This is a genomic window from Neobacillus sp. OS1-32 (genome assembly GCF_030915425.1).
GTDB lineage: Bacteria > Bacillota > Bacilli > Bacillales > Cytobacillaceae > Neobacillus > Neobacillus paridis.
In genome coordinates this window covers 2,044,752-2,071,686 of sequence record NZ_CP133263.1, presented here as the reverse complement: position 1 = coordinate 2,071,686, position 26,935 = coordinate 2,044,752, and the positions used below count along the sequence as shown (strand labels likewise).

Below are 26,935 nucleotides of genomic sequence, written 5' to 3'. Positions count from 1 at the left end.
TATATTAAAATGATTCGTTTTAAGCATTGCTTTATTTATACTTTATTGACAAATAAAAAGCGACCATTGTAAGAACCAGTCGCTTTTATTGTTACCGGACAAAGTGTAGACCCGTGAAGGGTAAAACTATCCAATTGATGGTAAGCGTAATGAACACTTGATAAAAGAATTCGCTTTCCCTAAATTATCAAAGGAATATTTTTTTCCATATTTAGTTTCAGTGGATACACTTTTGATTAATTTTGTACGTTTACTATCTTTATATACTGACAGGACGAATTTATTCCACCAATAGCCTCCTGCATTTTTATAGTAAGTTTGGAATTTAAAATAAACAACCTTAAAGCAGGAACACTGCATTGAAGAAACAATAGCTGAAGCTAAAATTGCTATTGCTCTTGCCGATAAAACTACACCTGCGATTGCACCCGTACCAGTCGGAATCAAAAGAATAAGCCCAGTTACAACCAATACAGTTGCCACTGTTACATTAATAGAACCTTTATGAGTTTTTACTAATTTATATGGAATCTTTGTTACCATAACTTGGGTCCGTTTTCCATCATCTGTTTTTATAATGTCGTCTCTTACTATCCCTTCATCAACAATACTTTTCATAGATTCGAGTTCTTCATCACTTACTAATTTACCATTAAAACGTAGTTCATCAGCACTGCTATCATAAGAAACTGTTTCATTTTTTGTACCGTCATCAATTATTGCTTTCTGAAAATCACCATCTACTTTCAATGTTAGAGAATATGTAATCCCATCAATTTCAAATGTAGCAGAATCAGTATGGTTTGAATCTACCATAATTTGATTCTCACTAGCATCTGTTGCTGCAAAAGATGTTATTGGTCCCGAGACAAACATTAGGAAAATAGTAAATAAGGGAATTATCTTTTTCAAAATATTACCACCCCTATGAATCTTAATTATATGGTATCACGATTAGATATATATGTAAACATTACCTTTTAATATATTTATTGGTTTATAATTGTAAAATTTGACAATTACAGTAAAATACCTTTTGTTGGAATTTTTGAAGATGAACTGGTATGAAAAAAATAGCTTCCTTGTGTATTTCTAAATCATCAAATTATTGTGTATTTTAAGTTCTTCCAATATATATTTGGTAGGATAAATAAAGTATAGATTGCACACGATTTGTTCTTTAATGAATTTCTTATATCATTACACACTTTACGACGGGCACAATTACCATTTTAAATAAAAGAAAAGGACGGTCGATATATGTTCAATATGATTCGAAGGCAAGAACGGCAATTCTTTGCCGCTTGGGGCGTCTTGGTCGTTGCCCTTGTCGTTTATCAAACAATAAGACCCGACCCGACTTCGGCGATTGTTTCGGGTATTGATTCGGAATCATACACGATACGGAATCACATTCTTCGGGTCTATGTATCGCTGAAGGAATTTGCACTTCGAATGTCACCGGAATTCCGTCACAATGCGGACAATAAGGCGGGAACACTTCAACGGGGGTCATTGTTCTTTGTGTCGGAGGAATCGCAAGGCGTCCAAACGGTGACAAGGACGAATTATCCTCGTGCAAATATAGTGAACTATCAATTCAAGCGAATCGAAGCCTTTGACTGCTTGGAACGGTCGCCCCGCCTTGCGTTGGTTTCGGAGTTCATGCAATTAGGCGAAGAAGTGATTCTTCAAGCGGGCGGCATTGATTCGATTCTTTGCCGTTCATTGATTGGATTGTTTTGGAATTGCCGGTCGAACGGTTGGGACGGGAAGAAGGCGTTCGCGGCGAGTCATTTCGGCAATATTAGTGACGGTCTATATTATACGGAACTATCGTCGCCTTCGCCGTTCTACAATCGTAAGGGGCGGCGTTTGGGAACGTTGGAGCCGGGTCGTAGGTCTTGTTTTCACATAACCTTCCGCCCATCGTCGGATACGAAGACCCTACAAAGATTCGAACGGTCGGAATCATGCGGAAGGATTCGAAGTCGGAGATTGTTGGGACATTCTTTGTCGATTTGCTTCCAAGCAGAAAAATTTCGATTGCAAGCGTCACAAACGCATGATTCTTGACCACAAATGAAAATGTAAGAACAAAAAGAAGTCAAAAAGGACGGTTTTATAATATGACACAAGTTGGGAATGTTACTTTTTTCGATTTAAATAGAGCAAACGGACTAAAAGCATTTTTGATGGATGGTCGTATTGAAATTGATAATAATCCAGCCGAAAATGCAATACGTCTAAGTGTAGTTGGTCGAAAAAATTGGCTCCACTCTGTTAGTGAAGATGGTGCAAAGGCCAACGCTATCTGTTTAAGTATCGCAGAAACTGTAAAAGCGAACGGTGTGGATTTCTATCGTTATCTTTTGAAGTTACTGTCGGATTTGCCGAACCTTAATATCTATCAACAACCAGAAATTTTAAATTTTTATATGCCTTGGTCAAAAATGATCCAAGAAGAATGTGGCAATTAATATAAAATAACCGTCTATCTGATTAAAAAAATCAAGATAAACGGTTATTTATGATGCGCACCGTAAAGGTACGCTTATTTTTTATTACCGTAAACCTTCTTGCTTTGGTGTACGTTTACGGTAAACAACATAGCTTCTAGTTAAATAACGAACAGGCATGCTAAATACGTGTACAAGTCTTGTAAATGGCCATGCAGCAAAGATTCCTAATACTGCAATGATATGAATTTTAAACCAAACTGGCACTTCTGCAAGGTGATTAGCATCCGGACGGAAGGTTAAAATCCCTCTTAACCAAGGACCTATCGTTGTGCGGTAGTCAAAGCCGTTTGAATCAATATTTAAAAGGGTCGCTGACATACCAGATAAAATAACAATTGTTAAGAAGAAAAGAGCTGTCCAATCTCCTTTTGTACTTGTTGCCACAAGACGGCGTACGGTCATGCGACGATAGAATAAAATTAAAATCCCAACGGTTGCCAAAATCCCAGCTGGAATTCCTCCAGCAAGTGCAATTATATGATATTGATGCTCTGTTATTCCCATGGATTCATAAACTTCAATTGGAATTAACAGTCCCATGACATGACCACCAAATACGAAAATAATTCCCCAATGGAACATGTTGCTGCCAATTCTCAGCATTTTCTTTTCCAACAATTCACTTGACTTAGAGGTCCAACCAAATTGATCATGCTGATAACGGTATATATGTCCGCCAATGAATATCACAAGAACAATGTAAGGGAGAATTACCCATAGAAACTGTTCAAACATATATTTCTCCACTCCTTCGTACCGGCTTTGAAATACCTGCTTCCTCTAGTGCTAACACAATCGTTTTCGTTATATGACCATAAAGATTAACTTCAGAATCTAAATGATTATTGATTTCTTTAATATTGTCTAAATACCGTTCAAAAACCGGCTTTAACGTTTCTTTATCGACAAGGCTCGCAAATTCTAGCATGATTGGTAAATAATCTGGTAATTCTTTATCAGTAACGTCAAAGCCATTCAATCTGTAATAATTTTTTAAAAATAAAAGATCCATGCCTCTTTCACGCTGTTCGCCATTTGTCATATATGTGACGTATAGATTGGTTTTTTTGCCAAAGTCGAAGGTGTATACATAGGTTGAAATAAGCTCACTTAATGATTTCAACTTTGCTTTTTCCAAAAATTGTACGAGCTCTTCTTTTATTGCTGAGAAAGCGAGAGATTCAAGTTCGCTTTTAACATCTTCAAGAGAATCCATTAATTCTTGATCGGGATAGCTTAATAAGTATGAGCAAAGTTGAAAGGTTTGTTGAATTTGTGAGTAGGACATAGGAATCACCAACTTTCTTTGAAATGATGGTTTCGTGAGTAAACTCAATAACCTTATAAAGTTCCGCAAGCTCCAGGACCGCCAGCAAATGCTAAGCCACAGCTGCCTTGTTCACTGTAAAGATCTGCTATCTCTTCACGGTGAGAAGCAGGAATAACGAAGCGATCATTATATTTCGCAATCGCAAGTAAACGATACATGTCTTGCATATCTTGTTCCCTTAAGCCTAAGCATTTTACTAGCTCAACATCTGGTTGTTTATTTGTTTGCACACTTCTCATATACGTTCTCATGACCGCCATTTTTTTCAATGTCGTACGAATATGAGTTTCGTCACCAGCAGTTAATAGATTGGCTAAATATTGAATAGGAATACGCATTTGATCAATAGCAGGAAAAATATCTTCTGCGTTTGAGCTGCTTCCAATACCCTCAAACATATTCATAATTGGGCTAAGTGGTGGAATGTACCAAACCATTGGCAATGTGCGATATTCGGGATGGAGTGGAAGAGCAATTTTCCAATCAATAATCATTTTATAAATTGGAGATTTTTGCGCTGCTTCAATCCATTCCATTGGAATTCCTTCTTCTTTTGCTTTTGCGATTACTTCAGGATCATTTGGATTTAAAAATACCTCTAATTGTGCATGATAAAGGTCTTTTTCATCAGCCATTGCAGCTTCTTCAACTTTGTCAGCATCATAAAGCATGACACCAAGGTAGCGGATCCGACCGACGCAAGTTTCAGAACAGATTGTTGGCATTCCTGCCTCAATTCTTGGGAAGCAAAGCGTGCATTTTTCCGCTTTATTTGTTTGCCAGTTAAAATAAACCTTTTTATAGGGGCAGGATGATACACAATGTCTCCAAGCACGGCATGCATTTTGGTCAACAAGAACAATCCCATCTTCATCGCGTTTATACATTGCACCAGATGGACAAGCGCTGACACAAGCAGGATTGATGCAGTGTTCACAAATTCTTGGTAAATACATCATGAACACATCTTCAAATTCTGTTTTGATTTTGTCTTCCATTTTTTCCACGTTTGGATCTTGAAGACCAGTTACGTGTCCACCTGCAAGGTCATCCTCCCAGTTTGGTCCCCAAAGAATTTCCATAAATTCGCCGGTTAAAGCTGATTTTGGGCGGGCAACTGGTTGATTTTTTCTTGCTGGGCTGCTTGTTAATGTATCATAATCATAGTTCCAAGGTTCATAGTAATCATCAATGGTCGGTAGATTCGGATTGTAAAAGAGATTCAATAAACGATTTGCTTTTGAACCAGATTTTAATTGCAGCTTGCCGTTTTTCATTTCCCAGCCGCCACGATATAAATCTTGATCTTCCCAACGCTTTGGATATCCGATACCAGGCTTTGTTTCAACGTTGTTAAAGTACATATATTCTGCACCTGGACGATTGGTCCAGGTGTTTTTGCAGGTTACGCTGCAAGTATGACAGCCGATACATTTATCTAAGTTCATGACCATTCCGATTTGTGCTTTAATCTTCAAGCCAATCAACCTCCTTCAGTTTGCGGATGACCACATTTAAGTCACGTTGGTTTCCTGTTGGTCCGTAGTAGTTAAAGCCGTAGCTTAATTGCGCATAGCCGCCAATCATATGAGTTGGCTTCATATGGATCCGTGTCGGACTGTTATGAGTTCCGCCGCGATTGTTTGTTAATTTTGTTCCAGGTACATTAATATGTCTGTCTTGAGCATGGTGCATGAATGCCATGCCTCTTGGGATTCTGTGCGAAACAACTGCTCTTGCGACAACAACCCCGTTACGGTTGAAGCATTCGATCCAATCATTATCTTGAATTCCAACTTCACTAGCATCGTCTTTGTTCATCCAAACTGTTGGACCACCTCGGAAAAGTGTGAGCATTGGTTGAGAATCGAAATACATGCTGTGAATCGACCATTTATTATGTGGTGTTAAATAGTTCAGTACAATTTCTTTTCCTTCCACTTCAGGACGATTTGCCTTGAATGGTTTATGCTGTAGAATCGGCTTAAAGGTTGCCATAGTCTCACCAAACTCATGCATCATTTCATGGTCAACATAGAAAGATTGTCTACCAGTAATCGTTCTCCAAGGGATGAGTCGTTCCACATTTGTTGTAAATGGAGAATAACGACGTCCGCCTTTTTCTGAGCCACTGAAGGCAGGAGAAGTGATTACTGTTTTTGGTTGAGCCGTAATTTGTTCAAAAGTGAAGCATTCTTCTTCACGTTCTGCGGCAAGGTCCACTAATTCAAGATCCGTTTTCTTTTCAAGTGCTTCCCAAGCTTTCACTGCCATTCTTCCATTAGAAGTAGAAGACAGGGTTAAAATCGCTTCAGCAACACTTCTTCCTGATTCAATATTTGGATAGCCATCAGCAATTCCACCTTTAACTGTGCCAAGTATCTTTTTTAACTTTTCATACTCCTCTTTAGCTGACCAGTTGATCCCTTTAATTCCATAAGGGAGATTGGCGATATTCGGTCCTAAAGAAGTCATTTTATCTAAAATAAGCTTGTAATCCCGTTCAACCACGTGAATTTGTGGCATTGTTTTACCTGGAATAGGTTCACAATCACCCTTGCTCCAGTCTTTAATTGTTCCTAGTGGTTGAGCCAACTCTTGAGGAGTGTCATGCTGAAGCGGTGTTGCAACAACTTCTTTTACAGGATCTAAATTAAGTTCAGTTGCTAGCTTGGATACACCGCCAGCTAATGCTTTAAAAATGTCCCAATCCGATTTAGCTTCCCATGGTACAGAGATTGCGGGGTTAAACGGATGGATAAAAGGATGCATATCCGTGCTGTTCAAGTCATGCTTTTCATACCAGGTTGCAGCAGGTAGGATGACATCTGAATAAAGAGCAGTTCCAGCCATGCGGAAATCCAAGTTAATTAATAAATCTAATTTTCCTTCAGGGGCTTTTGTCTGCCATTTCACTTCTTCTGGTCTTAAAGAATCTTCGTCATCATTTAATAATCCATTTGAAGTTCCTAATAAATGCTTTAAGAAATATTCATGTCCTTTTCCTGAACTAGAAATTAAGTTTGCCCGCCAAACAAATAGATTTCTAGGGAAGTTGACCGGGTTATCAGGATCTTCAATTGCAAATTGTAATTTGCCCTCTTTTAATTTTGTTGCAACATATTTGCCGATTTCTTCTGGTGTTTTTGCACCTGATTTTGCTGCTTCTTCATAAAGATCAATGCTATTTTGATTAAATGTTGGATAAGAAGGAAGCCAACCAAGTCGTGCCGCGAGAACATTATAATCAGCATAATGGTCATAGCGCGCTTTTTCATGAATGGGTGAAATATGATTGCTAACTGGTTGATCCTCGTATCTCCATTGATCGGTTGTAAAATAGAAGAAGGATGTTCCGTTTTGTAATTTCGGCGGTGCTTGCCAGTCACGAGCAGTTGCGATATTTTGCCAGCCTTCTGCAGGACGAAGCTTTTCTTGACCGACATAGTGCGCCCATCCGCCGCCATTTACACCTTGTGCTCCAACAAATAGTACTAGATTCAAGACAGCGCGGTAAATCGTATCTGAGTTGAACCAATGGTTAATCCCGGCACCAACAATGATCATCGAGCGGCCATTTGTATCAAGAGCATTTTGTGCAAATTCACGTGCAATTTTTGTGACAAGCTCTTGTTTGACTCCTGTAATGCTTTCTTGCCATGCTGGCGTGAACGGTACATTGTCCTCTAGAGATTTTGCAGTTTGTCCACCAAGTCCGCGGTCCACACCATAGTTTGCTAGTGTTAAGTCAAATACAGTAGTTGTATAGAATACTTCACCATTGTTTTCTACTTTTCTCAAAGGAACGTTTCGATAAAGAACTTGATTGCCTTCATGTGAGAAGTATGGAATCTTTACAGTCGCAACTTCTTCTTCGATTCCTTTGAAAGATAATCTTGGGTTAATGGCTTCACCGGACTCTTCGTCCACCATTTTTAAATTCCACTTAGCTTTATCTTCCCATCTAGCTCCCATCGTTCCGTTTGGAATAACAAGCTTCTCAGTGTTTTCGTCAAATAGAACTGGTTTAAATTCGCCATTTCCGACTTCTTTGCCAAGATCATTTGCGTTAAGGAATCGATCCGGAATGTAATGATCTCCATCCTTTTTCAATGTGACAACAAATGGGAAATCCGTATATTGCTTAGAGTAATTGATAAAGTAGTCATGCTGATTGTCAACATAAAATTCTTTCAAAATAACATGGCCCATTGCCATTGCTAAAGCACCGTCTGTTCCTTGTTTTACCTTCATCCAGTCATCTGAAAACTTTGTAGATTCCGCATAATCTGGGCTTACTGAAACTACTTTTGTTCCACGATAGCGAACCTCTGCAAGGAAGTGAGCATCTGGTGTTCGAGTTTGCGGTACGTTTGAGCCCCAAGTTAAAATGTAGCCGGAATTGTACCAGTCACTACTTTCAGGTACGTCTGTTTGATCTCCCCAAATTTGTGGTGAAGCAGGAGGGAGGTCAGCGTACCAATCATAGAAGCTTAGCATTGGCCCACCAATTAGTGACATAAAGCGAGAGCCTGCTGCATGTGAAACCATTGACATTGCTGGAATTGGTGAGAATCCAACATTGCGGTCTGGTCCATATTTTAAAACTGTATACAAAATGGATGCAGAGACTAATTTTATAACTTCATCCCACTCTGCCCGAACAAGACCTCCTTTACCGCGTGCTTGTTTATAGGCACGCGCTTTCTCGGGGTTCTCAACAATACTTTTCCAAGCATCTAATGGATTTTTATTGGTTTTTAAAGCTTCATTCCACATATTTAATAAAATACCGCGAACATATGGATACTTCACACGTAATGGGCTGTATATATACCAAGAAAAACTGGCTCCACGAGGACAGCCGCGCGGTTCAAAGTCTGGCATATCTGGACCAGTTGAAGGGTAATCAAGCTGCTGTCCTTCCCAAGTAACAATTCCATCTTTCACAAAAATATTCCAGCTGCAAGAACCAGTACAGTTAACACCATGAGTCGATCGGACGATTTTATCATGCTGCCATCTTTGTCTGTAAGCTTTTTCCCAGTCACGATTTTCATAAGTTGTTTGGCTATGGTTATTTGCTTGTTTTTCAATTGGAGTTAAATATTTTAAGCGGTTGGTTAAAGGTGAACGCTTCTTTTTCATTCATCATCTCTCCTTTTTCACGACTTTTTCAAAAAGCCTTTACTTACTATTTAAGTCGCTTTTGTTAGCTTTAATGTAACAATGTGGGAATGGGGGAAACTGTGAATAACTTCACACTAGATTTTTTTGTCACAAAACAGTCAAAAAATAAGAAGTTATGATTTTAAAAATGGAAAATGTGAGGTTTTTCACTTATACATGGTGATAATTTAACTATAATGCGGGTGTGAAATGATCGGAATAATCAAGGAGGTGCTTACCACTTATGGTAATGGGGGGATTTTAATAAAGATCCTTTTATAGTGATATGGGAACTGACAAGAGCCTGTCAGTTCAAATGTTTGCGAAAGAAAAAACGGAAACGCTCTAACGCAGTAAGGTCTCACAGGATCCATAGATGGTTTAGGTCGGGCACCTTTCAACAAAAATTAAAGAGGCTGACTTAACTTAAGTCAGCACACTAATCAATACTGCAGTAAATAGCTGGACAGTTCTCACAGCCAATTTCATCTTTAAGAAATTGAAGATCGTGAACAGTTATTTTTCCTTTTTTTAATGAAATAACTTTGTCACGTTTTAATTCATTCAAAATTCGGTTCGTGCTTTCTCTTGATGTTCCACAAAAATTTGCAAGCTCCTGGTTCGTTAAAGGCAGATCGATTAATATTCCATCTGTTTTTTTTACACCATAACTATTTGTCATACGAATAAGGGTGGAAAATAACGCGCCTTTTTTACCATTTAAAACTAAATCACGGAATTTCGTTTGTGTTTTACGGAAATGATCGCTCATCCATTTCATAAATTCAAAGGCTAATGCGCTATTTTGAAATATTTCTTTTTCAATTACATCTTTTTTAATTACAGCGATTTCCCCGTCTTCAATGATGAGCGCACTTAAAAGATACTTTGGAGAATTCGTAAATAAAGTTAATTCACCACATATATCATTTTCTCCACAAATTCGAAGTGAAAGTTCACGTCCATCTGTTGTTATTTTACTTATTTGTACTTTTCCCGAAATAATCAAATACAGCTCGTACGCGTCCATTCCTTCTTGAAATAAGTATTCCCCTTTTTTCGCTTTTATTGTTCGATCACTGAACCTGAGTAATTCTTTAATTTCAATGGAATGCGTCGGCTTCATTGTATTAGGCATTTGATTACCTCCCTTACATACATTTCAATTTATTTTACCATACTTTCTAATTGCTTGAACTTTGGTAATAGTGTTCATTTGTTGAAATTGTTTACCATGGATCAGTTGATTGCAATCATACCGAAAAGTTATTCCCCTTTATTATTAAAGCATAACTATAAATATTATAACTATTCCTACGGTGAAAACAGAAAGAAAATAGTTTGGCAAATTTGTAGATTTAATGAACAAATCGTTAACTGTGAAGAATTTTTGAACTTGGAAAAAATGTGAAGAAGTTCACATCCTGAGCCTTTTAATTTTTTTTACGATATTTTCAAGAATAAAGTGAACAAAAAAACTTAAGAAAAAATTTTTCACCCGAAAGGAGTTTTTTTAGTGAAAACAAAGTCTTTGCAATTACCATTACAAACAATTAGTTTAATTGCTGGATTTATGGTTTGGGTCATTCTATCCGGCTTAATGCCATTCATTAAAGAAGACATTCATATGACAGCAACTCAATTGTCTCTTGTAACAGCTATTCCAGTCGTGTTAGGTTCTATTCTCAGAATTCCCATTGGTTTCTGGACAAACCGCTTTGGTGCAAGAAAATTATTTTCCATCAGTTTCTTATTGTTATTGTTCCCTATTTTTTATATTAGTACTTCTAATTCTTTCGTCGATCTATTAATTGGTGGTTTGTTCCTAGGAATTAGTGGAGCTGTTTTTTCAGTCGGGGTTACATCACTTCCTAAGTATTATCCGAAAGAACGACATGGCTTTGTTAATGGAATTTATGGAGCAGGTAATATCGGAACAGCGATTACAACATTTTCCGCTCCAGTAATCGCGACGAAATTAGGCTGGCAAACTACTGTAAAGTTTTACTTAGTTTTAGTTCTAGTGATCGCTGTATTAAACTTCTTGTTTGGTGACAAGAATGAACCAAAGGTTGTTGCCTCATTTTCCGAACAATTTAAAGGTGTGTATAAAAATGAAAAATTATGGTTTCTTAGTCTGTTTTATTTCTTAACATTTGGTGCATTTGTTGCATTCACAATCTATTTACCAAATTTCCTTGTAGTTAACTTTGGTTTAGAAAAAGTAGATGCTGGTATGCGCACAGCTGGATTTATCGTGATTGCAACCTTCTGTCGCCCAATCGGTGGATGGCTTGGGGATAAATTCAATTCATTCAAAATTTTAATGCTTGTCTTTGCAGGAATGACAATTGCTGGGGTAGTCCTAGCGTTTAATCCATCCCTGATGATCTATTCTGCAGGCTGTTTAGTTATTGCTTTTGGTGCAGGGATTGGGAATGGTACTATTTTCAAATTAGTTCCAATGTATTTCTCCAAACAGGCGGGAATTGTAAACGGGATTGTATCAGCAATGGGTGGTTTAGGAGGATTTTTCCCACCATTAGTTCTTTCCATCTTATTTAATCTAACAGGGCACTATGCCATTGGTTTCATGGCATTATCTCAAGTGGCGATGGCCAGCTTAATTATTGTGATCTGGATGTATTACCAGGACAAATTAGGAATGGTCAGCAACTAAACTAAAAGAAAAAAATAATCGGGTTAAATCAATTTCATGAATCCCTGATTCGCTTGGATTGACTTATAAATTTTGATACGAAAAAAATAAAAAAATGATACACCGAACATCACAATTTATGTCATTGTAGCTATTGCCAATACTATACGGATTACATGAGAGATTTTAGTAAATTCAAGGCCGTCTTTTTTATTTGGTTATTAAATGACTAGCATGATTGAATTACGGAAGAATAAGGAAGGATAAAAGCACTCTAGATAGAAAGGAATGATTATATGTCAAAGCAACAAATTGGTGTCGTTGGTTTAGCTGTTATGGGTAAAAATTTGGCATTAAATATTGAAAGCAGAGGGTATAGCGTTGCTGTTTATAATCGTTCATCTGAAAAAACAAATGAGTTGTTAAGAGAACATAAAGGAAAAAACATTGTTGGCACATACAGTATCGAGGAATTCATCCATTCGTTAGAAACACCAAGAAAAATATTATTGATGGTGAAGGCAGGAAAACCAACGGATGCCACAATTGAACAACTAAAGCCTTATCTGTCAAAAGGTGATATCTTAATTGATGGAGGAAATACATTCTTTGCAGATACACAAAGAAGAAACAAAGAACTTGAAGCTGCAGGGATTCGTTTCATAGGTACTGGAGTGTCCGGTGGAGAAGAAGGAGCATTAAAAGGACCAGCCATTATGCCTGGTGGACAAAAGGATGCATATGAACTAGTGGAACCGATTTTAACCGCTATTTCTGCTAAAGTGAATGGGGACCCATGCTGTACATATATTGGTCCAAATGGTGCGGGTCACTATGTGAAAATGGTTCACAACGGAATTGAGTATGGTGATATGCAGCTAATTTGTGAAGCATATTTTCTAATGAAACAATTACTGGGTCTATCCGCCAAAGAACTTCATGAAATTTTTGCAGAATGGAATAAAGGAGAATTGGATAGTTATCTAATTGAAATCACAGCCGACATTTTTACAAAAATGGATGATGAAACAGGAAAGCCATTGGTTGATGTTATTTTAGATACGGCAGGTCAAAAGGGAACAGGAAAATGGACCAGTCAAAGTGCCTTAGATTTAGGGGTTCCGCTTCCTTTAATTACCGAATCAGTTTTTGCTCGTTTTCTTTCTGCTATGAAAACAGAACGTGTGGAAGCAAGCAAAATCTTGGGTGGCCCAAAACTTCAGTTTAATGGAGACAAACAAGAATTAGTGGAATCCATTCGAAGAGCGCTATATATGAGTAAAATTTGTTCATATGCACAAGGATTCGCTCAAATGAGAGCGGCATCCGAGGAATATGATTGGAATTTACAATACGGAGAAATTGCGATGATATTTAGGGGCGGTTGTATTATCAGGGCTGCTTTCTTGCAAAAAATCAAGGATGCCTACGATAAAAACCCGAACCTGAAAAATTTATTATTGGATCCTTATTTTAAAGAAATCGTGGAAAATTATCAGGATTCCCTGAGAAAAGTCGTCGGAATGGCAACTTCAAATGGCATTCCTGTTCCTGCGTTTTGCAGTGCTTTGTCTTACTATGACAGTTACCGCTCAGAAACATTGCCAGCGAATTTACTTCAAGCCCAACGAGATTATTTTGGAGCACATACGTATCAACGCATTGATAAAGAAGGAATTTTCCACACAGAATGGATGAAGTAATAGGAGTAATGGGAAACCTTTTATGCTATCTCATAGAAGATATAATTTTATAGGAAAAGCCCAATTTCTGCATCATTATGAGAAATTGGGCTTTTAATTATTAGGATTCCTTGCCATAAAAAAGGAGGGATTAGCTTTACGAACACTGGAAATGACACAGAATGAAGAGTAGGTTTCGATACTTAGTGGTATGGAAAGAATTATGAATACGTGCTTTGCGCGAAATTTAAAAATGTTAAAATATTGTGACTGTTATGTCATATTCGATACTTTTTGCAAAATCCGTGCTAAAATATATTTTAAGATAGAGTTATTGCATCATTTAACTCCTTCAAGTGGTGCAACAAATTTTACATCCTAAAACCTGATTGAATGCTCGTTCATTCACAATGCAACTGCCTCGCAGTAGTGAGTTAGTAAAAGATTTTAGGACCTAATTCTCTATCAAATTACGATCATTTGAATCCAATTAAAGGGAGGTGATCCGAAATGGAAGTATTACTACAGTCTCTGCCAGAAGAAACTCCTAAAATGGTTATGATGGAAGATGTATGTGTCTATTGTGGCAAGGAATTAGCCAGAATGGAAAGGAATCGGGCAATCTGCTGGGAATGCAGGGATAAAATGAACGAAACCTATGATGAGGAATGAAGGTAACCGAAAATGGACAATGTGATTTAAATAGACCGTCAAAGCCCTTATCAGTTCCGGGTTTTTAAGACGGTCTATTTTTATTACAGTTTTTTAGTCAGATTGACATATGTTTTGAACGAAATCGGATCGTGGCAGATAAAATAAAAAGTAATTTGTTGATAGATTTTTTCCTCTTTAAGTTCATTATCTCACTGCTGAACAATCTTTCCTTATTAGATCTTCAATTCTTAGAAATTCCAGGGAAAATTCCAATATTTCCATCATTTGCGGCGTAGTGGTATAAAACTTTTTAGAATTATCTAGTTTTATTATTGACATAGAATCTGAAAACCCTTACAATCTGATTAGGTGGTATAAAAAAGTTTAAAGTTGACTAGTTTGGATTTAGAAAAAATTAATACATCTATCGTGGTATTAAAGTTAAATTAGTTGTTTTCCTTAGGAAGGTGGGTGTAAATGTTAAAAAAAGAACAGGTTGCAGCCATGAGTGTTCAATTTATCCAATATTCTTTGGATTATACCATCGACTCATTTGCCAAAAGTGGAATTAGCAATATTGAGTTCTGGGGAGCGGAACCGCATTACTACAGGCTGAATTATCTTACAAGATATGAAGCTGGTAAGAGGCTCAGAAAAATACGTCAACAATTGGAAGAACACGGAATTAAAGTTGTTATGTACACACCGGAGACTCTCGCGTATCCTTACAGTTTTTCCAATCCGGATGGGAAAGTAAGGGATCGAACTGTTGAATTTTTTGACCTGGCTTGTCAAGATGCTCTGGAGTTAAGCTGTAAGCGGATTTTTATTAATACCGGGTGCGGACTTCGGGATGTAGATCGGGATATTAGCTGGAACTATACCGTTGATAGCTTCCATAGAATTTGTGAGATTGCCAATCGCTACGGTGTCGAATTAGTGCTGGAGCAGTTACAGCCATATGAAAGCAATCTTGTTACATCATTGAAAGACGTTCAAAAGATGCTTCATGATGTGCAGCAGGAAAACCTCAAAGTTTGCTTGGATGTTGTGGCAATGGAAGTGGCCGGTGAAACGATTCCAGACTTCTTTGATCAGTTGGGGAAGAAGATCGTACATATTCATTTAGCTGATAACAACCATGAAATTTTAGGTAATGGCCATTATCCGATTATCGGATATTTGGATTACCTTGCCAGCATCGGTTATGACCAGTACGTATCTTTGGAGATTAATGATTCAATTTACTGGGAAGACCCTTTTCCATCTTTGAAAAAATCAATGGAATATTTAACTGAAAATTATTTCAACAGGGGGCCGGCAGTGAAATGAAGAAAGTGGCTGTGATTGGTGATAATTGCGTAGATTACTATTCTAATTTAAACCGCTATTATCTTACTGGTAACGTTGTTGACACTGGAATTAACCTTGCCCAACTGGGAGTACCTACTTCCATTATCACGACGGTTGCTGATGATGAGTATGGCAAAGACATGCTTCAATGTTTCAAGGATCAAGGACTTGATACGTCTCATGTTCAGATTGCCCATGGAGACACTGCGATCACCTATATGCAGTTGATTGACGGTGAGCGAATTCATGGAGACTACCTGGAAGGCGTACTCGAAAATATCGTTTTTCAGCAGGAGGATGTAAACTTCGCGGCAGCGCATGATTTAGTCCATTCCGCTTTCTGGGGAAAAGCTGACGGGGTATTGGCTGATATTAAACGTGCCAATCCCGGCGTCTTAATAAGTTTTGATTTTGCCGACCGGCTTGAGAGCGATTTAGTTAAACAGCTCAGCCATGTCGTAGATATTGGGTTCTTCTCCTATCATGAGAAAGATGAAAAGATCATCGCTTTTTTACAGGACCGCCTCAAAGATGGAATGAAAATCGCCATCGCGACTTTTGGTGAAAACGGCTCGATCGCTGTTTGCAAGAACGAAGTATATCAAGCGGGAATCGTCAAGGTCGAGGTAGTCAATACAGTGGGAGCCGGAGACAGCTTTATTGCCGGGTTCCTTGCTGAATACTTAACCAGTGAAAACATCCAAAGCTCGCTGCAAAAAGGAGCCGAAGTCGCCGCAAAGATTATCTCCATTTTCGAACCTTGGGAGAATCAAACAAACAGAGAATAAACATGTTGAATGGAGGATGACAATTATGTTGGACATTGATAAAAGCACAGTTGAATTTCTTGTGACAGAGCATATGGCTGATGAAGTGAAGTTTTTACTAAATGAAAAAGTAGCTGAGGTAGAAAAAATCGTTGAGGAAATGAAGGCTCGTAAAATTAATCGAGTTTACTTCGTAGCCTGCGGTTCACCGCTATGCGCATGTCAAACAGCACAAATTCTATTTGATCGCTATTCTCGTATTTCTGCAAAGGCATATAGTGGGTTTGATTTTCTCGATCAAACTCCATATGTGATCGACGAACATACTCTTGTTATTGGTGTAAGTGATTCGGGAACAACAGAAGAGGTTTATTGCAGCGTTGACCTGGCAAGGCAAAAAGGCGCGATGACTCTGGGACTCTCGAAAGATGGTACAGGTGTACCGCTTGGAGACAGCGCCGAGTTTACAATTGGCTATCAAGGACATTCGATTTGGCAAATGCACTTATTCCTGACATACGTGATTGCTTGTAAATATATTCAGGCAGCGGAAGGGGAAAATGAGGAACTTACACTGATTCTGAACCAGCTTCAACAGTTGCCAGAAGTATTAAGAACATTAGTGCAAACTCAAGAAGAAAGTGCCAAACAATTAGGGATTGCCGCTAGTAAATATCCATTTCTTTATACGATCTCTGCCGGGAATCTATTACCACTGGCTTATAAAGAAGGCATTATTACGATGCTGGAATTCACGAGGACTCATGGTTGTCAGCTAAATGCCGCTGAGTTTCGCCATGGCCCTTTAGAAGTAGTGGAAGCGGGAGTACCATATGTATTCTTATTGGGCAATGATGAATCTAGACATACAGTCGAACGGACGCTAAAGTTTGTTAAGAAATTTACGAACGATGTCTTTGTCTTCGATGTGAATGATTTAGAAGTCAATCTACATCCGATGATTACTCCATTAGTCTTATTTGTACCTTTAGAGTATTTCTATTATTATCTGTCAATCGCCAAGGATCACAACCCTGACGATCGACGCTATTACGGTGGTAAAGTGGAATATTAATAAGAAAAGCTCCAGCGCTCTTAAAAGAGGCGCTGGAGCTGGACCCTTAAACAAGGAGGTAGTGATCATGCAGTTTGGAATGTTTACATCTGGTTATCAAAGAAATCCGATTGAACATGTTTTTGAAGATGCCCAGCGCTTTGGGTATGATTACGTGGAATTATGGGGCGGACGGCCGCATGCCTATCCTTACGACTTAAAGCGTAATGGTGTTGATGAAATCAAAGCCTTGATTGATAAGTACGAGATGCCGGTGAAAATCTATACTCCTGAAATGAATGCCTATCCGTTTAATATCATGTCCGGAACGGAAGAAATGAGGGTGGATTCGGTTGAATATACGAAGGCAGCGATGGATGTCGCTAAAGCAATCGGGGCGGAATATACGTTAATCTCTGCCGGACATGCGGGATATCTGGCAACGCAACAGGAAATTGATGAACGGCTTGACAAAAGCTTACTAGAGTTAGTGGAACACGCTGAGAAGATTAACCACAAAATTATCTATGAGCCGTTAACAACATTTGAATCCAACGTAACGACAAATGCCAATCAGCTAAAAGCGGTTCTCGATCGCATTGATTCCCCTTATTTGGTTGGCATGGTTGATATTGTCGTTCCTTACATTCAAGGGGAAAGTATTTTAGCTTATTTTGATAAGCTCCAAGACAAAATGGTCCATATGCACATTATCGATAGTGACGGTCATAGTGAAACACATGTCCTGCCAGGCGAGGGTGTCTTACCGCTAAACGAATTAATGTGTGAACTTAAAAATATCGGCTATGACAAGACGATCACGATCGAGTTGGTTACGGCCTATCTAAATGAACCGAGGTTTTATGCCAAGCGAGCCCTGCAAAATTTAAAAAGAATGGTAGATTAGGAGGAAGACAATGTTTATCGATATACATGTCCACCCTAATTTTTACGAAGGAATTGATAAAGGAAAGGAAATGTTTGCCCTGAGACAAAAGGGGTTAAATATCCATAAGAATTCCATCGCTACCATTCAGCATGTGAAAAATCAAATGAAATGTGCCGGTCTCGATAAACTTTGTTTACTGGCACAGGATGAATCCTCCCTATATGGACAGCCTCTCGTCTCTAATCAGGAGGTTGCTGGGTTGGTAAACCAGGCGCCAGAGCTATTCTTTGGTTTTGCCAGTGTTGACCCTTTAACAGATCATTGGGAGGAAGAACTGTATTTTGCCTTTCAGGAGCTGCATTTAAACGGATTGAGTCTGAATCTTTCAAAACTGAAGCTGTATCCGACAGATGACCGATTACAAAAACTCTATGAAATTTGTTTGGAAGAGGACAAGCCGATTCTTTTCCATTGCGGCTGCAGCTATGAACATGATACGGTTGCCAAATATTCTCATCCGCTGGAGTTTGAGGAAGTGGCAAGCAGCTATCCTAAGCTTCGTATCGGACTCGAACATTTCGGTTGGCCGTGGGTGAAGGACACAGCAATGTTAATGCTGAAGTATCAGAATGTATATGTCGATACGGCAGCACTGTTTTTTGACAATGCCTTAGAGTTTTACCGTTATATTTTTACGAAAGAATATGAATGGACTTGGGTAGAAAGAAGCCTGAGACATCAAATTATGTTTGGCAGCGATAACCCTCGGTTTGAACAAATCAGAATGGCCCATGCTTTAGACGAACTGGGGTTCTCGAAGAAAACTTTAGACCTGATTAAGGGAGAGAATGCCATGGAATTCATGGGGATCAAAAATGGCTAAACAAGTTGTCTATCAGACTATTTGGACAGACCAGTACACCCAGATGGTTAATATTACAAAGCAAATTGAGGAGGTGGTGCAGTCCAGCGGTGTGCAAAATGGAATGGTCACAGTATTATCGATGCATACAACCGCAGGGATTACAGTAAATGAGGGGCTGGAATGCTTGGAGCAGGATATTGATGAATTTTTAACAAAACTTGTTCCTGAAAGCGCTCCCTATCATCATGCCAGGCTTCTGCCTGATTATGGCTCGACTGCGGGAAATCCGACAGGCCATTTGAAAGCAATGCTGGTAGGGAATCATTGTCATTTGTTGATTCAAAATGGTGTTTTAGAAAAGGGATCTGCACAGGAAGTTTATTTCTATGAATTCGATGGACCTTCCAAAAGAACCTACTGCGTAATCTTAGACGATTTTGACAAGACCTTTTCGTAAGTGAACACTATTAGTATTACCGGCAATACTAAAACTTTTTCAGGAAGGTGAAAAAAGGTGTCAAAAGTAGTTGATAACCTAAAGGTAGAGTCAGTAGAGCATAAAGAACTCGGCCGTAAACTGGGATTATGGGCAGCTGTTGCCATTTCCCTCGGAACAACCGTAGGGTCCGGGATCTTTTCCTCCATCCAAGAGGTTGCTGCTGCAAGTGGAACTGCTCTTATAACAATCTTAGCATTTTTGGTTGGTGGTATTATCAACATTCCGGCAAACTTAGTATATGCCGAGCTGGCAACAGCCTATCCGGAAGATGGTGGTCAGTATGTATATTTCCGCGAAGCTGGCTTTAAAGGACTTGCATTTTGGTGTGGCTGGATTAGCTTTTGGGCTACAGACCCTCCTTCGATCTCTATTATGGCTCTGGCAATTGCCAACTATTTAGGCTTCTTCCTCGGATGGAGTGATTTGGCATTAAAGTTCGTCGCCGTTGCGCTTGTCTTAATATTCATGGGTGTGCATTTACGAAGTGTTGAAGGCGGCGGTAAGTTTCAAACCTTTATTACTTTTTTTAAAATTTTACCTTTTGTGCTGTTAATCGGCTATGGGCTTTTCAACCTGAATGGAAGCTTGTACAGTGCTCCGGCATTAAAAGGATCAAATATCGGCATCCTGGCCTTGCTTGCAGGTATCTCAGCAACCACATGGTCCTTTGATGGAATGGGTGCAGTATGTTATATGACAGGTGAAATTAAAGAACCGAAGAGAACTATGCCTCGTGCTCTGCTTATTACTGTTTTTGCGGTTACAGCCATTTATGTCTTACTGAGCTTTGTCGTAACCGGTTTGCTGCCGATGGATAAGCTTGCGGGTAGTGATTCACCAATCGCCGATGCTGCTGCCATGCTGCCGGGAATTGGCGGATCTGCAGGAACCATTACAGCGATTATGGCGATCATTGTTATCATTGGTTCTCTTTCCAGCTGTATTATGTTCCAGCCTCGTATTGAGTATGCAATGGCCAAAGACGGTCTATGGTTTAAATCATTTGCGAAAGTTCATCCAAAATTTGAAACACCATATGTATCGATCATTATCCAATGCGCTTTTGCAATTGTCTTAATATTCGCTACTGACTTGGCGAACTTATTGGGCTACTTCACATTAGTTGCCTTGATGAAGAACTTCTTGACATTCAGTATGATCTTCTTCTTAAGAAGGAAAAAATCCGGCTATAATCCGCTTTGGAGAATGCCTGGTGGCTACTTTATGGCTGGTGTGGCGATGTTTGTTACCGGCACCTTAATTGTTTCTACGTTCCTTTGGGCACCAGTTGCCGGTTTGGTGGCTGCCGTGATTTCAATTGTAACAGGCGTACCGGCTTACTACTTCTTTAAACATAGATATCACATTGCGTAAATCGAAAAAAACAAAGGGAAGAATCAACACCTGTTGGTCTTCCCTTTGAAACTTAAGATGCCAATGATAAAATAGTTTCATAATAATCATTCAAATATATATTAGCGGTATCTAAAGGAGAGAGTCGTCTTGCCAAAGAAAAATTCTATTAGACCAAAGGATGAAATCGCCGAGATGGTGGAAGCTTACATAGAAGAAAACGAATTAAAAGAAAATGAAAAACTTCCATCAGAGAGATTCCTATGTGAAAAATGGGGGATTAATCGGACTACTCTCCGAAATGCTTTGGCTAGATTGATCAAAGAAGGGGTCGTTTATTCCGTTCGGGGAATTGGCTATTTTGTGGCAGAGAAGAAACTGATTCGTAATCTGCAGGATTTGCGGCCATTAGTTGAAATTGTCAAGGAACAAGGGAAGGAACTAACGACGGTTGTTTTAAGCAGTCATTTAGTTGAAGCGGATGAAAGCATTGCGAAAAGGTTGGAGATTCAGATTGGCGAAAAGGTAATGGAATTAATTCGGCTCCGTTATCTTAATGGAACTCCTTCCTTGCTTGAGTATAGTTATATAAATCAATCATTTACGAAGGGGATAGAAGATTGTGATTTTAATACAAACTCTCTCTATGATACGTTAGAGAGAGTCTATCAAATAAAACCTTCTGCCGGCTCGCAAAAAGTGTCGATTAGTTATGCTACAGATAATGAATCTAAACTGTTACAAATTCCCGAAGGAACACCGATCTTTTTTTTAAGAGGTGTCACCTATAGTGAAGGAGAACAACACCCTTTTGAATATTTTAAATCGATTATTCGCTCCGACAATGTTAAGTTTTTCTCAACTTTGAGAAGAAAGGAAGAATTTTGATGAAATTAGTTGCAATTGGGGATAATTGTATCGATTTTTATGAACAAACAAATCAAGCATTTCCGGGTGGTAATGCTGTGAACGTCGCCGTCTATTTTCACCGCAATGGCGGCGAGAGTGCTTATATTGGCGCGGTAGGAACAGACGAATTTGGTCAGGTATTATTGAATGGTCTAAAGGCAAAAGGAGTCGATGTGTCCCATGTCCACGTGGAGGAAGGGACAACTGCTGTCACGCAAGTAGAACTAATTAACGGTGATCGGGTTTTTGGCGATTACAACGAAGGAGTCATGGAGCATTTTAAACTCCGGGAAGAAGATTATGAATTCATTAAGAACTTTGATATTGTCACCAGTGGTTTTTGGGGGCATGTCCATCAGGATTTTAAGTATTTTCATGAACAAGGAATAAAGACAGCCTTTGATTTTGCGACAAAATTAGATGATCCACTTGTTGGAGAGGTCATTCCTTATATAGATTACGCCTTTTTCTCCTATGATGGGGAGGATATTAATTGGATCAAGGAGTTTATGAAGAAATTACACCATTATGACGGTCAATTGATTATTGTTACTCGAGGCGATAAAGGAAGTATCGTTTATGATGGGAAGGATTTTCATGAGTTTGGCATCATCCCTTGTGAAGTCGTCGATACCATTGGTGCAGGTGATAGTTATATTGCCGGATTTTTAATGGCCTCTTTAAAGGGGTTGCCAATTGTTGAGCGAATGAAGTTTGGAGCAGAGACCAGTGCGGTAACGATTGGCTACAATGGTGCATGGTGATGTGATATAGTTCAAAGTGATTTGTGGAGTTTTTTGAAAGTGAGGGAGCTTTTTTTAGCGCTTATTATGTATCAATTTAAGCAGCAATATCCGATTTATGTACAATTGCGTGATATTTTAAGAGAGCAGATTGAAAATGGTGTGTATTTGCCTGGAACTGCCATTCCTTCAGAAAATGAACTCAGTGAAGAGTATGGTGTTAACCGTCTCACGGTGAGAACGGCCATTGAAGAACTGACTAAGGAAGGAATTGTGAAACCAGTCCAAGGTAAAGGTGTTTATGTTATGGGAGAGCGGATGAACAGAGACCTTGATACGTTGTCAGGCTTTTCCAACACCATTCGTGGAAAAAATAGTAATCCTAAGGTAAATGTGCTAAATCAGAGAGTACGGAAGGCGGGGGTAAAATTTAGCAAGGTTTTTCACATTGACGAAGAAGACGAAGTCCACTACATCAAACGGGTGTGTTTTGTTGATGGCACACCAATGTCAATTGAAGAGATTTTTGTCCCTAAGGTAATTTTGCCGAACATGAACGAGCTCAATGTAGCTGATTTTTCCATGTATGATCTGTATCATTTTTATAAAATCAATGTCACCAATGCCTACCAAACTTTGGATATTGTTACGCTGGATCAAAATGAATCCAGACTGCTTAATATTAATACCTCACAGGCGGTATATCTGTTTACCAGCATAACCTATGCTGACGAGAAAACTCCAATTGAATATGCCAAAACTTACGTACGTGCTGACCTTTGCGAATTTACCGTTAATTTCAGTCATTAACATAGTCTCAATGAGATCACAACAGCGATTCATGCCTGTAAGTGGTAATCAGGTCAGAACATTTGAAAAAAGCTAGTAGTTTACTTGACTCTTGCATTTTTTAACACTACCCCTAAAAAAGGGCATACTGGTAGTGTCATGCGGTTGGGAAATTTTTAAACCGCCAATTTTAGGTCTTTCAGCACATCCATCAATGGTTTTTTCGACAATGCTTGTTCATAGGCGTATACCACAAATTGACCAAGATGGTCTTTTCGTATTCGCCGAACAACATCTCCAATTGTTAATGGTAGTTCCTGTTGCCATTCTTGACGTTGGTATTCTAGATAGTTGTAGGTTAAAAACTCAATGCACCAAAAACGCTCAATCCCTTTGTGTGAAAGAAGTTGATATTCGTCAAAGCCTAGTAACTCCTTGAAATAACGATATCCAGTTTCGATATTCCAGCGCACATTATAATAGCTCAGAATGGTTACGAGATTCAGACTACTATCTGTACAAAGGAGACAAAACGGTGTTTTGTTCGAATCGAATTTGTTTTCCCAAGACAACAGGACTTTGGCATACTCGGTATCACTTAAGTTGCCTTCATACGTGTAAATTTTATAGGTATGACCATCCACGGTAACGGGGCGGAGGTCAGTTGACTCAAGATAGGTTGATGCAAATTCAGAAATTTTGATTCCTGTTCCTATAGGGTAAATCTTTCGGTTTGTTCGTAAACCCCCGATGAGATGAAACCCCTTTTGATAACAGGATTCGATCAGTTTTTTACTGGTATACCAACTATCAACCAGTACGTAAACTAGTTCATCATCGCTTACTGGGTACGAGTTGATCAACTCAATTGCGAGATCATTTTTGCTTTTAAATGAAGTCCCTTCTTCTAGGCAATAGGGTTCTCGAAAATAGGATCGAAAATCCCAAGCAAAGGAATTATTCTCACTGACAACGTGGGCGGTTACGACACAATGGGACCAAATCGTTTTCCCATCAGAATGGGAAAAATGATTATCGAGACCTTCCATCCGTTTGGTAGAGCGCTCCTTTTTGCACTGTGTATCATCGATAATGAAAAAGACTATAGGACGTGAATCTCCAGCTTTAGTCCGGGACCTTTTTATTTTGTTGATGACAAACTGCAGGCGGCGCCTTGTCACTCGATTCGGGCACCACGGAGATTCATTAAGGAATCGAGTCATACAGCTAAGATCCCGTATTTCATTGGTTGATCGGCGAATTTGAGAAACGTTTATCCTGCCATCAGTCAGGATGATTCCATGTATAAAAGTCAACAAATGGGTCATTTGCGGTTTAGAAATTTGAAGCTGCAAGGCTAAAATAAAATTGACGATATGTGAATAAAAGGTTACCATGATATTGGACATTCTCCTTTTTGTGGAATTTTTGGTCGGTAACCTAAATTTCAGCAAAAAGGGTGGAATGTCCTTTTTAAATTTTCAGAGTCGACAAAAGTTCTGAACATAAAACAATTTCAGATGAATTTCGACATGACAAGTTTTTTGCAAGAGTCTAGTAGTTTATTCTATTAAATTGTGCAGCCGTTTTTCGCGGAGAGTGGCTGCAATGTTATAAGCTGGAGGAAAATATGGGACATTTGCTGTTAAATTTTTCATCAAAAACATTGCGTCAAACCACCCAGGTTCAAGTGATCCTCCCGGAAGCTTCCAATGATGTAACACCTTTGTATCCAGAGGATGACATCATTCTCATATACTTACTGCATGGATTAACAGGAAATGCCAGTGAGTGGACGCGTTTTTCCAAAATTGAATACTATGCAAAAAAATACAATGCGATTATTGTCTTACCTGAAGTGCATCGCAGTTTTTATTTGGATCAACCCGGCGCTCAATATGAACAATATGTTTCAACCGACCTGCCGAAATTCCTTGAGCGTTGGTTTAAGATCCCAGCAAAGGAAAAGACTTTTCTAAGCGGAGAAAGCATGGGGGGATACGGTACACTCCGAATTGGTCTTACTCACTCTAAGAATTACGAAAAAATTGCCGCCCTTTCCCCTGTGATTTCGTTAAAAAAACTGATTACTAGCGAGCCTGATTTGTTTGCTCCGGATGAGTGGGCAAGTTCACAATTGGAAAGAGTCCGGGAGCCCCTGGATTTACTAATGGAAGGAAAGGCGGAAGTTTACCGGGACGGAAAGCTTCTTCTTTTGTGCGGAACAGAGGATGAATTTTACGAAGACACAAGGGAGTTTGAGAATAAGTGCAAACAGCATGGCTATAATGTTGCCAGCCATTATGAAACGGGTGAACACTCCTGGTTGTATTGGGATCACGCTATTCATCGTGCGATCCGCTTTTTTCGCGATTTAGATGACTACCTTCAATAGTGCTTCAAATGGATGCGGCATTTTATCATCTCCAACTTTATTGTATTTATTATTCTCTTTAGGTGTTAAGATTATAATTATTAACAATTAAACCAAATTTTTCGCTCGTTTGGAGGGGACGTCGATGACCCAAGGATTGCCATTTACATTTCAAGCAAATGATGGCGTGGAAATCTACGCAAAAAAATGGGTTGCCCAAGGTGATGAAAAGCCGCTTGCCATTGTCCAACTCGCTCATGGAATGGCAGAACATATTGAACGTTATGATGCATTTGCCCGAAAGCTTGTTGCTAATAAGTTATTTGTATATGGCAATGATCATCGCGGACATGGAACAACGGGAAAACTCAATAACAGTATCGGCTATTTTGCTGATGAACAAGGTTTTGAAAAAGTCGTTGGGGATATGCAGCTGCTGACAAGTATTATTGAACAAGAATATCCTCATATACCTATCTTTTTATTTGGTCATAGTATGGGGTCATTCTTATCAAGAAGGTATATTCAATTGTTTGGCGAAAAGCTGGCGGGAGTTATTTTGTGTGGAACAGGCGGTGACCCAGGCCTAATGGGTAAAATCGGAAAAATGGTCGCTGTCAGAGAAATCAAAAGAAAAGGAAGAAGAACGCCGAGCCCCTTAATGAATAATTTAACATTTGGAAGTTATAATAAGGCTTTTCGCCCCAATCGGACGGAGTTTGACTGGTTAACGAGGGATGAAAAAGAAGTAGATCAGTATATTGCCGACCCTCGCTGCGGCGGAGTTTTCTCGTGCGGCTTTTTTTTCGATTTACTAGAGGGACTGCAAACAATAAATAAGGTAGAAAATATCAAAATGACACCTGCAAAACTGCCAATCTTGTTTATTTCCGGAACCAAGGATCCGGTCGGAAATAATACAAAAGGCGTCGTAAAAACTTATAATACCTACAGGCAGACTGGGATGAACGATGTTTCCTACCAGTTTTATGAAAATGCCCGGCATGAACTACTAAATGAAATAAATCGCGAAGAAGTGCACAAAGACATAATTTCCTGGATCAAAAAACACTTAAAGTCAGCAGATGGACTTTAAGTGTCGATGACATTTACTTTTAGTCTGATCAATAACTAACACAACAAAAAATTAGAGCTTCTCAAGTATAAAACTATGCCGATCCACAGATGCCTGTCCATTTTTGCCTAGAAAAAATGAACTCAAATAATATCTATTAATTAGGATCATAGGTATTATTTTGCTATTTTTCCCGGGAAATATTTCGACAGAATTTGTCGAAAAATACTTGACGAATTTTAAGATAAT

The 26,935-nt window shown here is 38.9% G+C and carries 24 protein-coding genes; 17 read left to right on the top strand and 7 right to left on the bottom strand.

Features of this window, described 5'->3' with window-relative positions; all coding sequences use genetic code 11:
- Positions 1-126: 126 nt before the first annotated feature.
- On the bottom strand, positions 127-912 hold the full coding sequence (locus RCG24_RS10460; protein ID WP_308079032.1) for a hypothetical protein: 786 nt from the start codon (positions 910-912) through the stop codon (positions 127-129).
- Between the two features lie 348 nt (positions 913-1,260).
- Between RCG24_RS10460 and RCG24_RS10455 the strand changes: the two genes are divergently transcribed.
- Together RCG24_RS10455 and RCG24_RS10450 are read left to right on the top strand one after the other, a co-directional pair.
- On the top strand, positions 1,261-2,076 hold the full coding sequence (locus tag RCG24_RS10455; RefSeq protein WP_202655252.1) for a hypothetical protein: 816 nt from the start codon (positions 1,261-1,263) through the stop codon (positions 2,074-2,076).
- Positions 2,073-2,480: an IS66 family transposase gene (locus RCG24_RS10450; protein ID WP_306792966.1), complete on the top strand. Its 408-nt coding sequence runs from the start codon at positions 2,073-2,075 to the stop codon at positions 2,478-2,480. Before RCG24_RS10455 ends, RCG24_RS10450 begins: the two co-directional genes overlap by 4 nt.
- Positions 2,481-2,564: 84 nt before the next feature.
- On the opposite strand, the gene narI is transcribed toward RCG24_RS10450, so the two are convergent.
- The 5 genes from narI to RCG24_RS10425 form a co-directional block, all read right to left on the bottom strand.
- A complete protein-coding gene (gene narI, locus RCG24_RS10445) occupies positions 2,565-3,257 on the bottom strand; it encodes a respiratory nitrate reductase subunit gamma (protein ID WP_202655251.1) in 693 nt (230 codons plus the stop codon).
- Entirely contained in the window at positions 3,250-3,810 is a 561-nt protein-coding gene (gene narJ, locus RCG24_RS10440) for a nitrate reductase molybdenum cofactor assembly chaperone (protein WP_202655250.1), read from the bottom strand. Before narJ ends, narI begins: the two co-directional genes overlap by 8 nt.
- A gap of 53 nt (positions 3,811-3,863) precedes the next feature.
- The gene (gene narH / locus RCG24_RS10435) at positions 3,864-5,330 is read right to left on the bottom strand and encodes a nitrate reductase subunit beta (protein ID WP_308079031.1); all 1,467 of its coding nucleotides are present in this window, start codon (positions 5,328-5,330) and stop codon (positions 3,864-3,866) included.
- Entirely contained in the window at positions 5,320-9,000 is a 3,681-nt protein-coding gene (locus tag RCG24_RS10430; RefSeq protein ID WP_202655248.1) for a nitrate reductase subunit alpha, read from the bottom strand. The genes narH and RCG24_RS10430 overlap by 11 nt, the downstream gene beginning before the upstream one ends.
- Before the next feature lie 460 nt (positions 9,001-9,460).
- Positions 9,461-10,159: a Crp/Fnr family transcriptional regulator gene (locus RCG24_RS10425; protein WP_308079030.1), complete on the bottom strand. Its 699-nt coding sequence runs from the start codon at positions 10,157-10,159 to the stop codon at positions 9,461-9,463.
- 378 nt (positions 10,160-10,537) lie between these two features.
- Here RCG24_RS10425 and RCG24_RS10420 point away from each other — a divergent pair, with 378 nt between their 5' ends.
- The 13 genes from RCG24_RS10420 to RCG24_RS10360 all read left to right on the top strand — a co-directional run bounded on the left by RCG24_RS10420 (position 10,538) and on the right by RCG24_RS10360 (position 23,258).
- Positions 10,538-11,701, top strand: a complete 1,164-nt coding sequence (locus RCG24_RS10420) for a nitrate/nitrite transporter (RefSeq protein WP_308079029.1) — start codon at positions 10,538-10,540, stop codon at positions 11,699-11,701.
- Positions 11,702-11,976: 275 nt separating this feature from the next.
- Complete coding sequence (gene gndA / locus RCG24_RS10415) at positions 11,977-13,383, top strand: NADP-dependent phosphogluconate dehydrogenase (RefSeq protein WP_308079028.1); 1,407 nt, start codon at positions 11,977-11,979, stop codon at positions 13,381-13,383.
- A 489-nt stretch (positions 13,384-13,872) separates the two neighbouring features.
- Positions 13,873-14,034, top strand: a complete 162-nt coding sequence (locus RCG24_RS10410; protein WP_202655583.1) for a hypothetical protein — start codon at positions 13,873-13,875, stop codon at positions 14,032-14,034.
- Between the two features lie 459 nt (positions 14,035-14,493).
- Complete coding sequence (locus tag RCG24_RS10405) at positions 14,494-15,348, top strand: sugar phosphate isomerase/epimerase family protein (RefSeq protein WP_308079026.1); 855 nt, start codon at positions 14,494-14,496, stop codon at positions 15,346-15,348.
- On the top strand, positions 15,345-16,157 hold the full coding sequence (gene frlD, locus RCG24_RS10400) for a fructoselysine 6-kinase (RefSeq protein WP_308079025.1): 813 nt from the start codon (positions 15,345-15,347) through the stop codon (positions 16,155-16,157). Before RCG24_RS10405 ends, frlD (RCG24_RS10400) begins: the two co-directional genes overlap by 4 nt.
- A gap of 25 nt (positions 16,158-16,182) precedes the next feature.
- Entirely contained in the window at positions 16,183-17,211 is a 1,029-nt protein-coding gene (locus RCG24_RS10395; protein WP_308079024.1) for an SIS domain-containing protein, read from the top strand.
- A 67-nt stretch (positions 17,212-17,278) separates the two neighbouring features.
- Positions 17,279-18,097, top strand: coding sequence for a fructoselysine 3-epimerase (frlC, locus tag RCG24_RS10390; protein ID WP_308079023.1), 819 nt, complete (start codon positions 17,279-17,281; stop codon positions 18,095-18,097).
- A gap of 10 nt (positions 18,098-18,107) precedes the next feature.
- Complete coding sequence (locus RCG24_RS10385; RefSeq protein ID WP_308079022.1) at positions 18,108-18,962, top strand: amidohydrolase family protein; 855 nt, start codon at positions 18,108-18,110, stop codon at positions 18,960-18,962.
- Positions 18,955-19,401 (top strand): secondary thiamine-phosphate synthase enzyme YjbQ, encoded by a 447-nt coding sequence (locus RCG24_RS10380; RefSeq protein WP_308079021.1) that lies wholly within the window; start codon positions 18,955-18,957, stop codon positions 19,399-19,401. The genes RCG24_RS10385 and RCG24_RS10380 overlap by 8 nt, the downstream gene beginning before the upstream one ends.
- Before the next feature lie 57 nt (positions 19,402-19,458).
- Positions 19,459-20,817, top strand: coding sequence for an amino acid permease (locus RCG24_RS10375; protein ID WP_202655576.1), 1,359 nt, complete (start codon positions 19,459-19,461; stop codon positions 20,815-20,817).
- Between the two features lie 129 nt (positions 20,818-20,946).
- On the top strand, positions 20,947-21,684 hold the full coding sequence (locus RCG24_RS10370; RefSeq protein WP_308079019.1) for a GntR family transcriptional regulator: 738 nt from the start codon (positions 20,947-20,949) through the stop codon (positions 21,682-21,684).
- Positions 21,684-22,469 (top strand): fructoselysine 6-kinase, encoded by a 786-nt coding sequence (gene frlD / locus RCG24_RS10365; protein WP_308079018.1) that lies wholly within the window; start codon positions 21,684-21,686, stop codon positions 22,467-22,469. The genes RCG24_RS10370 and frlD (RCG24_RS10365) overlap by 1 nt, the downstream gene beginning before the upstream one ends.
- Positions 22,470-22,535: 66 nt before the next feature.
- Positions 22,536-23,258, top strand: coding sequence for a GntR family transcriptional regulator (locus RCG24_RS10360; protein WP_308079017.1), 723 nt, complete (start codon positions 22,536-22,538; stop codon positions 23,256-23,258).
- Between the two features lie 155 nt (positions 23,259-23,413).
- On the opposite strand, the gene RCG24_RS10355 is transcribed toward RCG24_RS10360, so the two are convergent.
- Positions 23,414-24,646 (bottom strand): IS701 family transposase, encoded by a 1,233-nt coding sequence (locus tag RCG24_RS10355; RefSeq protein ID WP_308079016.1) that lies wholly within the window; start codon positions 24,644-24,646, stop codon positions 23,414-23,416.
- A 221-nt stretch (positions 24,647-24,867) separates the two neighbouring features.
- Between RCG24_RS10355 and RCG24_RS10350 the strand changes: the two genes are divergently transcribed.
- Together RCG24_RS10350 and RCG24_RS10345 are read left to right on the top strand one after the other, a co-directional pair.
- A complete protein-coding gene (locus RCG24_RS10350; protein WP_308079015.1) occupies positions 24,868-25,632 on the top strand; it encodes an alpha/beta hydrolase in 765 nt (254 codons plus the stop codon).
- A gap of 124 nt (positions 25,633-25,756) precedes the next feature.
- A complete protein-coding gene (locus RCG24_RS10345) occupies positions 25,757-26,707 on the top strand; it encodes an alpha/beta hydrolase (RefSeq protein ID WP_308079014.1) in 951 nt (316 codons plus the stop codon).
- Positions 26,708-26,935: the final 228 nt, after the last annotated feature.

Coding starts and splice junctions, on each gene's coding strand:
- RCG24_RS10455 (WP_202655252.1), top strand. CDS start 1,261: ATGTTCAATATGATTCGAAGGCAAGAACGGCAATTCTTTGCCGCTTGG.
- narI (WP_202655251.1), bottom strand. CDS start 3,257: ATGTTTGAACAGTTTCTATGGGTAATTCTCCCTTACATTGTTCTTGTG.
- narJ (WP_202655250.1), bottom strand. CDS start 3,810: ATGTCCTACTCACAAATTCAACAAACCTTTCAACTTTGCTCATACTTA.
- RCG24_RS10430 (WP_202655248.1), bottom strand. CDS start 9,000: ATGAAAAAGAAGCGTTCACCTTTAACCAACCGCTTAAAATATTTAACT.
- RCG24_RS10425 (WP_308079030.1), bottom strand. CDS start 10,159: ATGCCTAATACAATGAAGCCGACGCATTCCATTGAAATTAAAGAATTA.
- gndA (WP_308079028.1), top strand. CDS start 11,977: ATGTCAAAGCAACAAATTGGTGTCGTTGGTTTAGCTGTTATGGGTAAA.
- RCG24_RS10410 (WP_202655583.1), top strand. CDS start 13,873: ATGGAAGTATTACTACAGTCTCTGCCAGAAGAAACTCCTAAAATGGTT.
- RCG24_RS10405 (WP_308079026.1), top strand. CDS start 14,494: ATGTTAAAAAAAGAACAGGTTGCAGCCATGAGTGTTCAATTTATCCAA.
- frlD (WP_308079025.1), top strand. CDS start 15,345: ATGAAGAAAGTGGCTGTGATTGGTGATAATTGCGTAGATTACTATTCT.
- RCG24_RS10395 (WP_308079024.1), top strand. CDS start 16,183: ATGTTGGACATTGATAAAAGCACAGTTGAATTTCTTGTGACAGAGCAT.
- frlC (WP_308079023.1), top strand. CDS start 17,279: ATGCAGTTTGGAATGTTTACATCTGGTTATCAAAGAAATCCGATTGAA.
- RCG24_RS10385 (WP_308079022.1), top strand. CDS start 18,108: ATGTTTATCGATATACATGTCCACCCTAATTTTTACGAAGGAATTGAT.
- RCG24_RS10380 (WP_308079021.1), top strand. CDS start 18,955: ATGGCTAAACAAGTTGTCTATCAGACTATTTGGACAGACCAGTACACC.
- frlD (WP_308079018.1), top strand. CDS start 21,684: ATGAAATTAGTTGCAATTGGGGATAATTGTATCGATTTTTATGAACAA.
- RCG24_RS10360 (WP_308079017.1), top strand. CDS start 22,536: ATGTATCAATTTAAGCAGCAATATCCGATTTATGTACAATTGCGTGAT.
- RCG24_RS10355 (WP_308079016.1), bottom strand. CDS start 24,646: ATGTCCAATATCATGGTAACCTTTTATTCACATATCGTCAATTTTATT.
- RCG24_RS10350 (WP_308079015.1), top strand. CDS start 24,868: ATGGGACATTTGCTGTTAAATTTTTCATCAAAAACATTGCGTCAAACC.
- RCG24_RS10345 (WP_308079014.1), top strand. CDS start 25,757: ATGACCCAAGGATTGCCATTTACATTTCAAGCAAATGATGGCGTGGAA.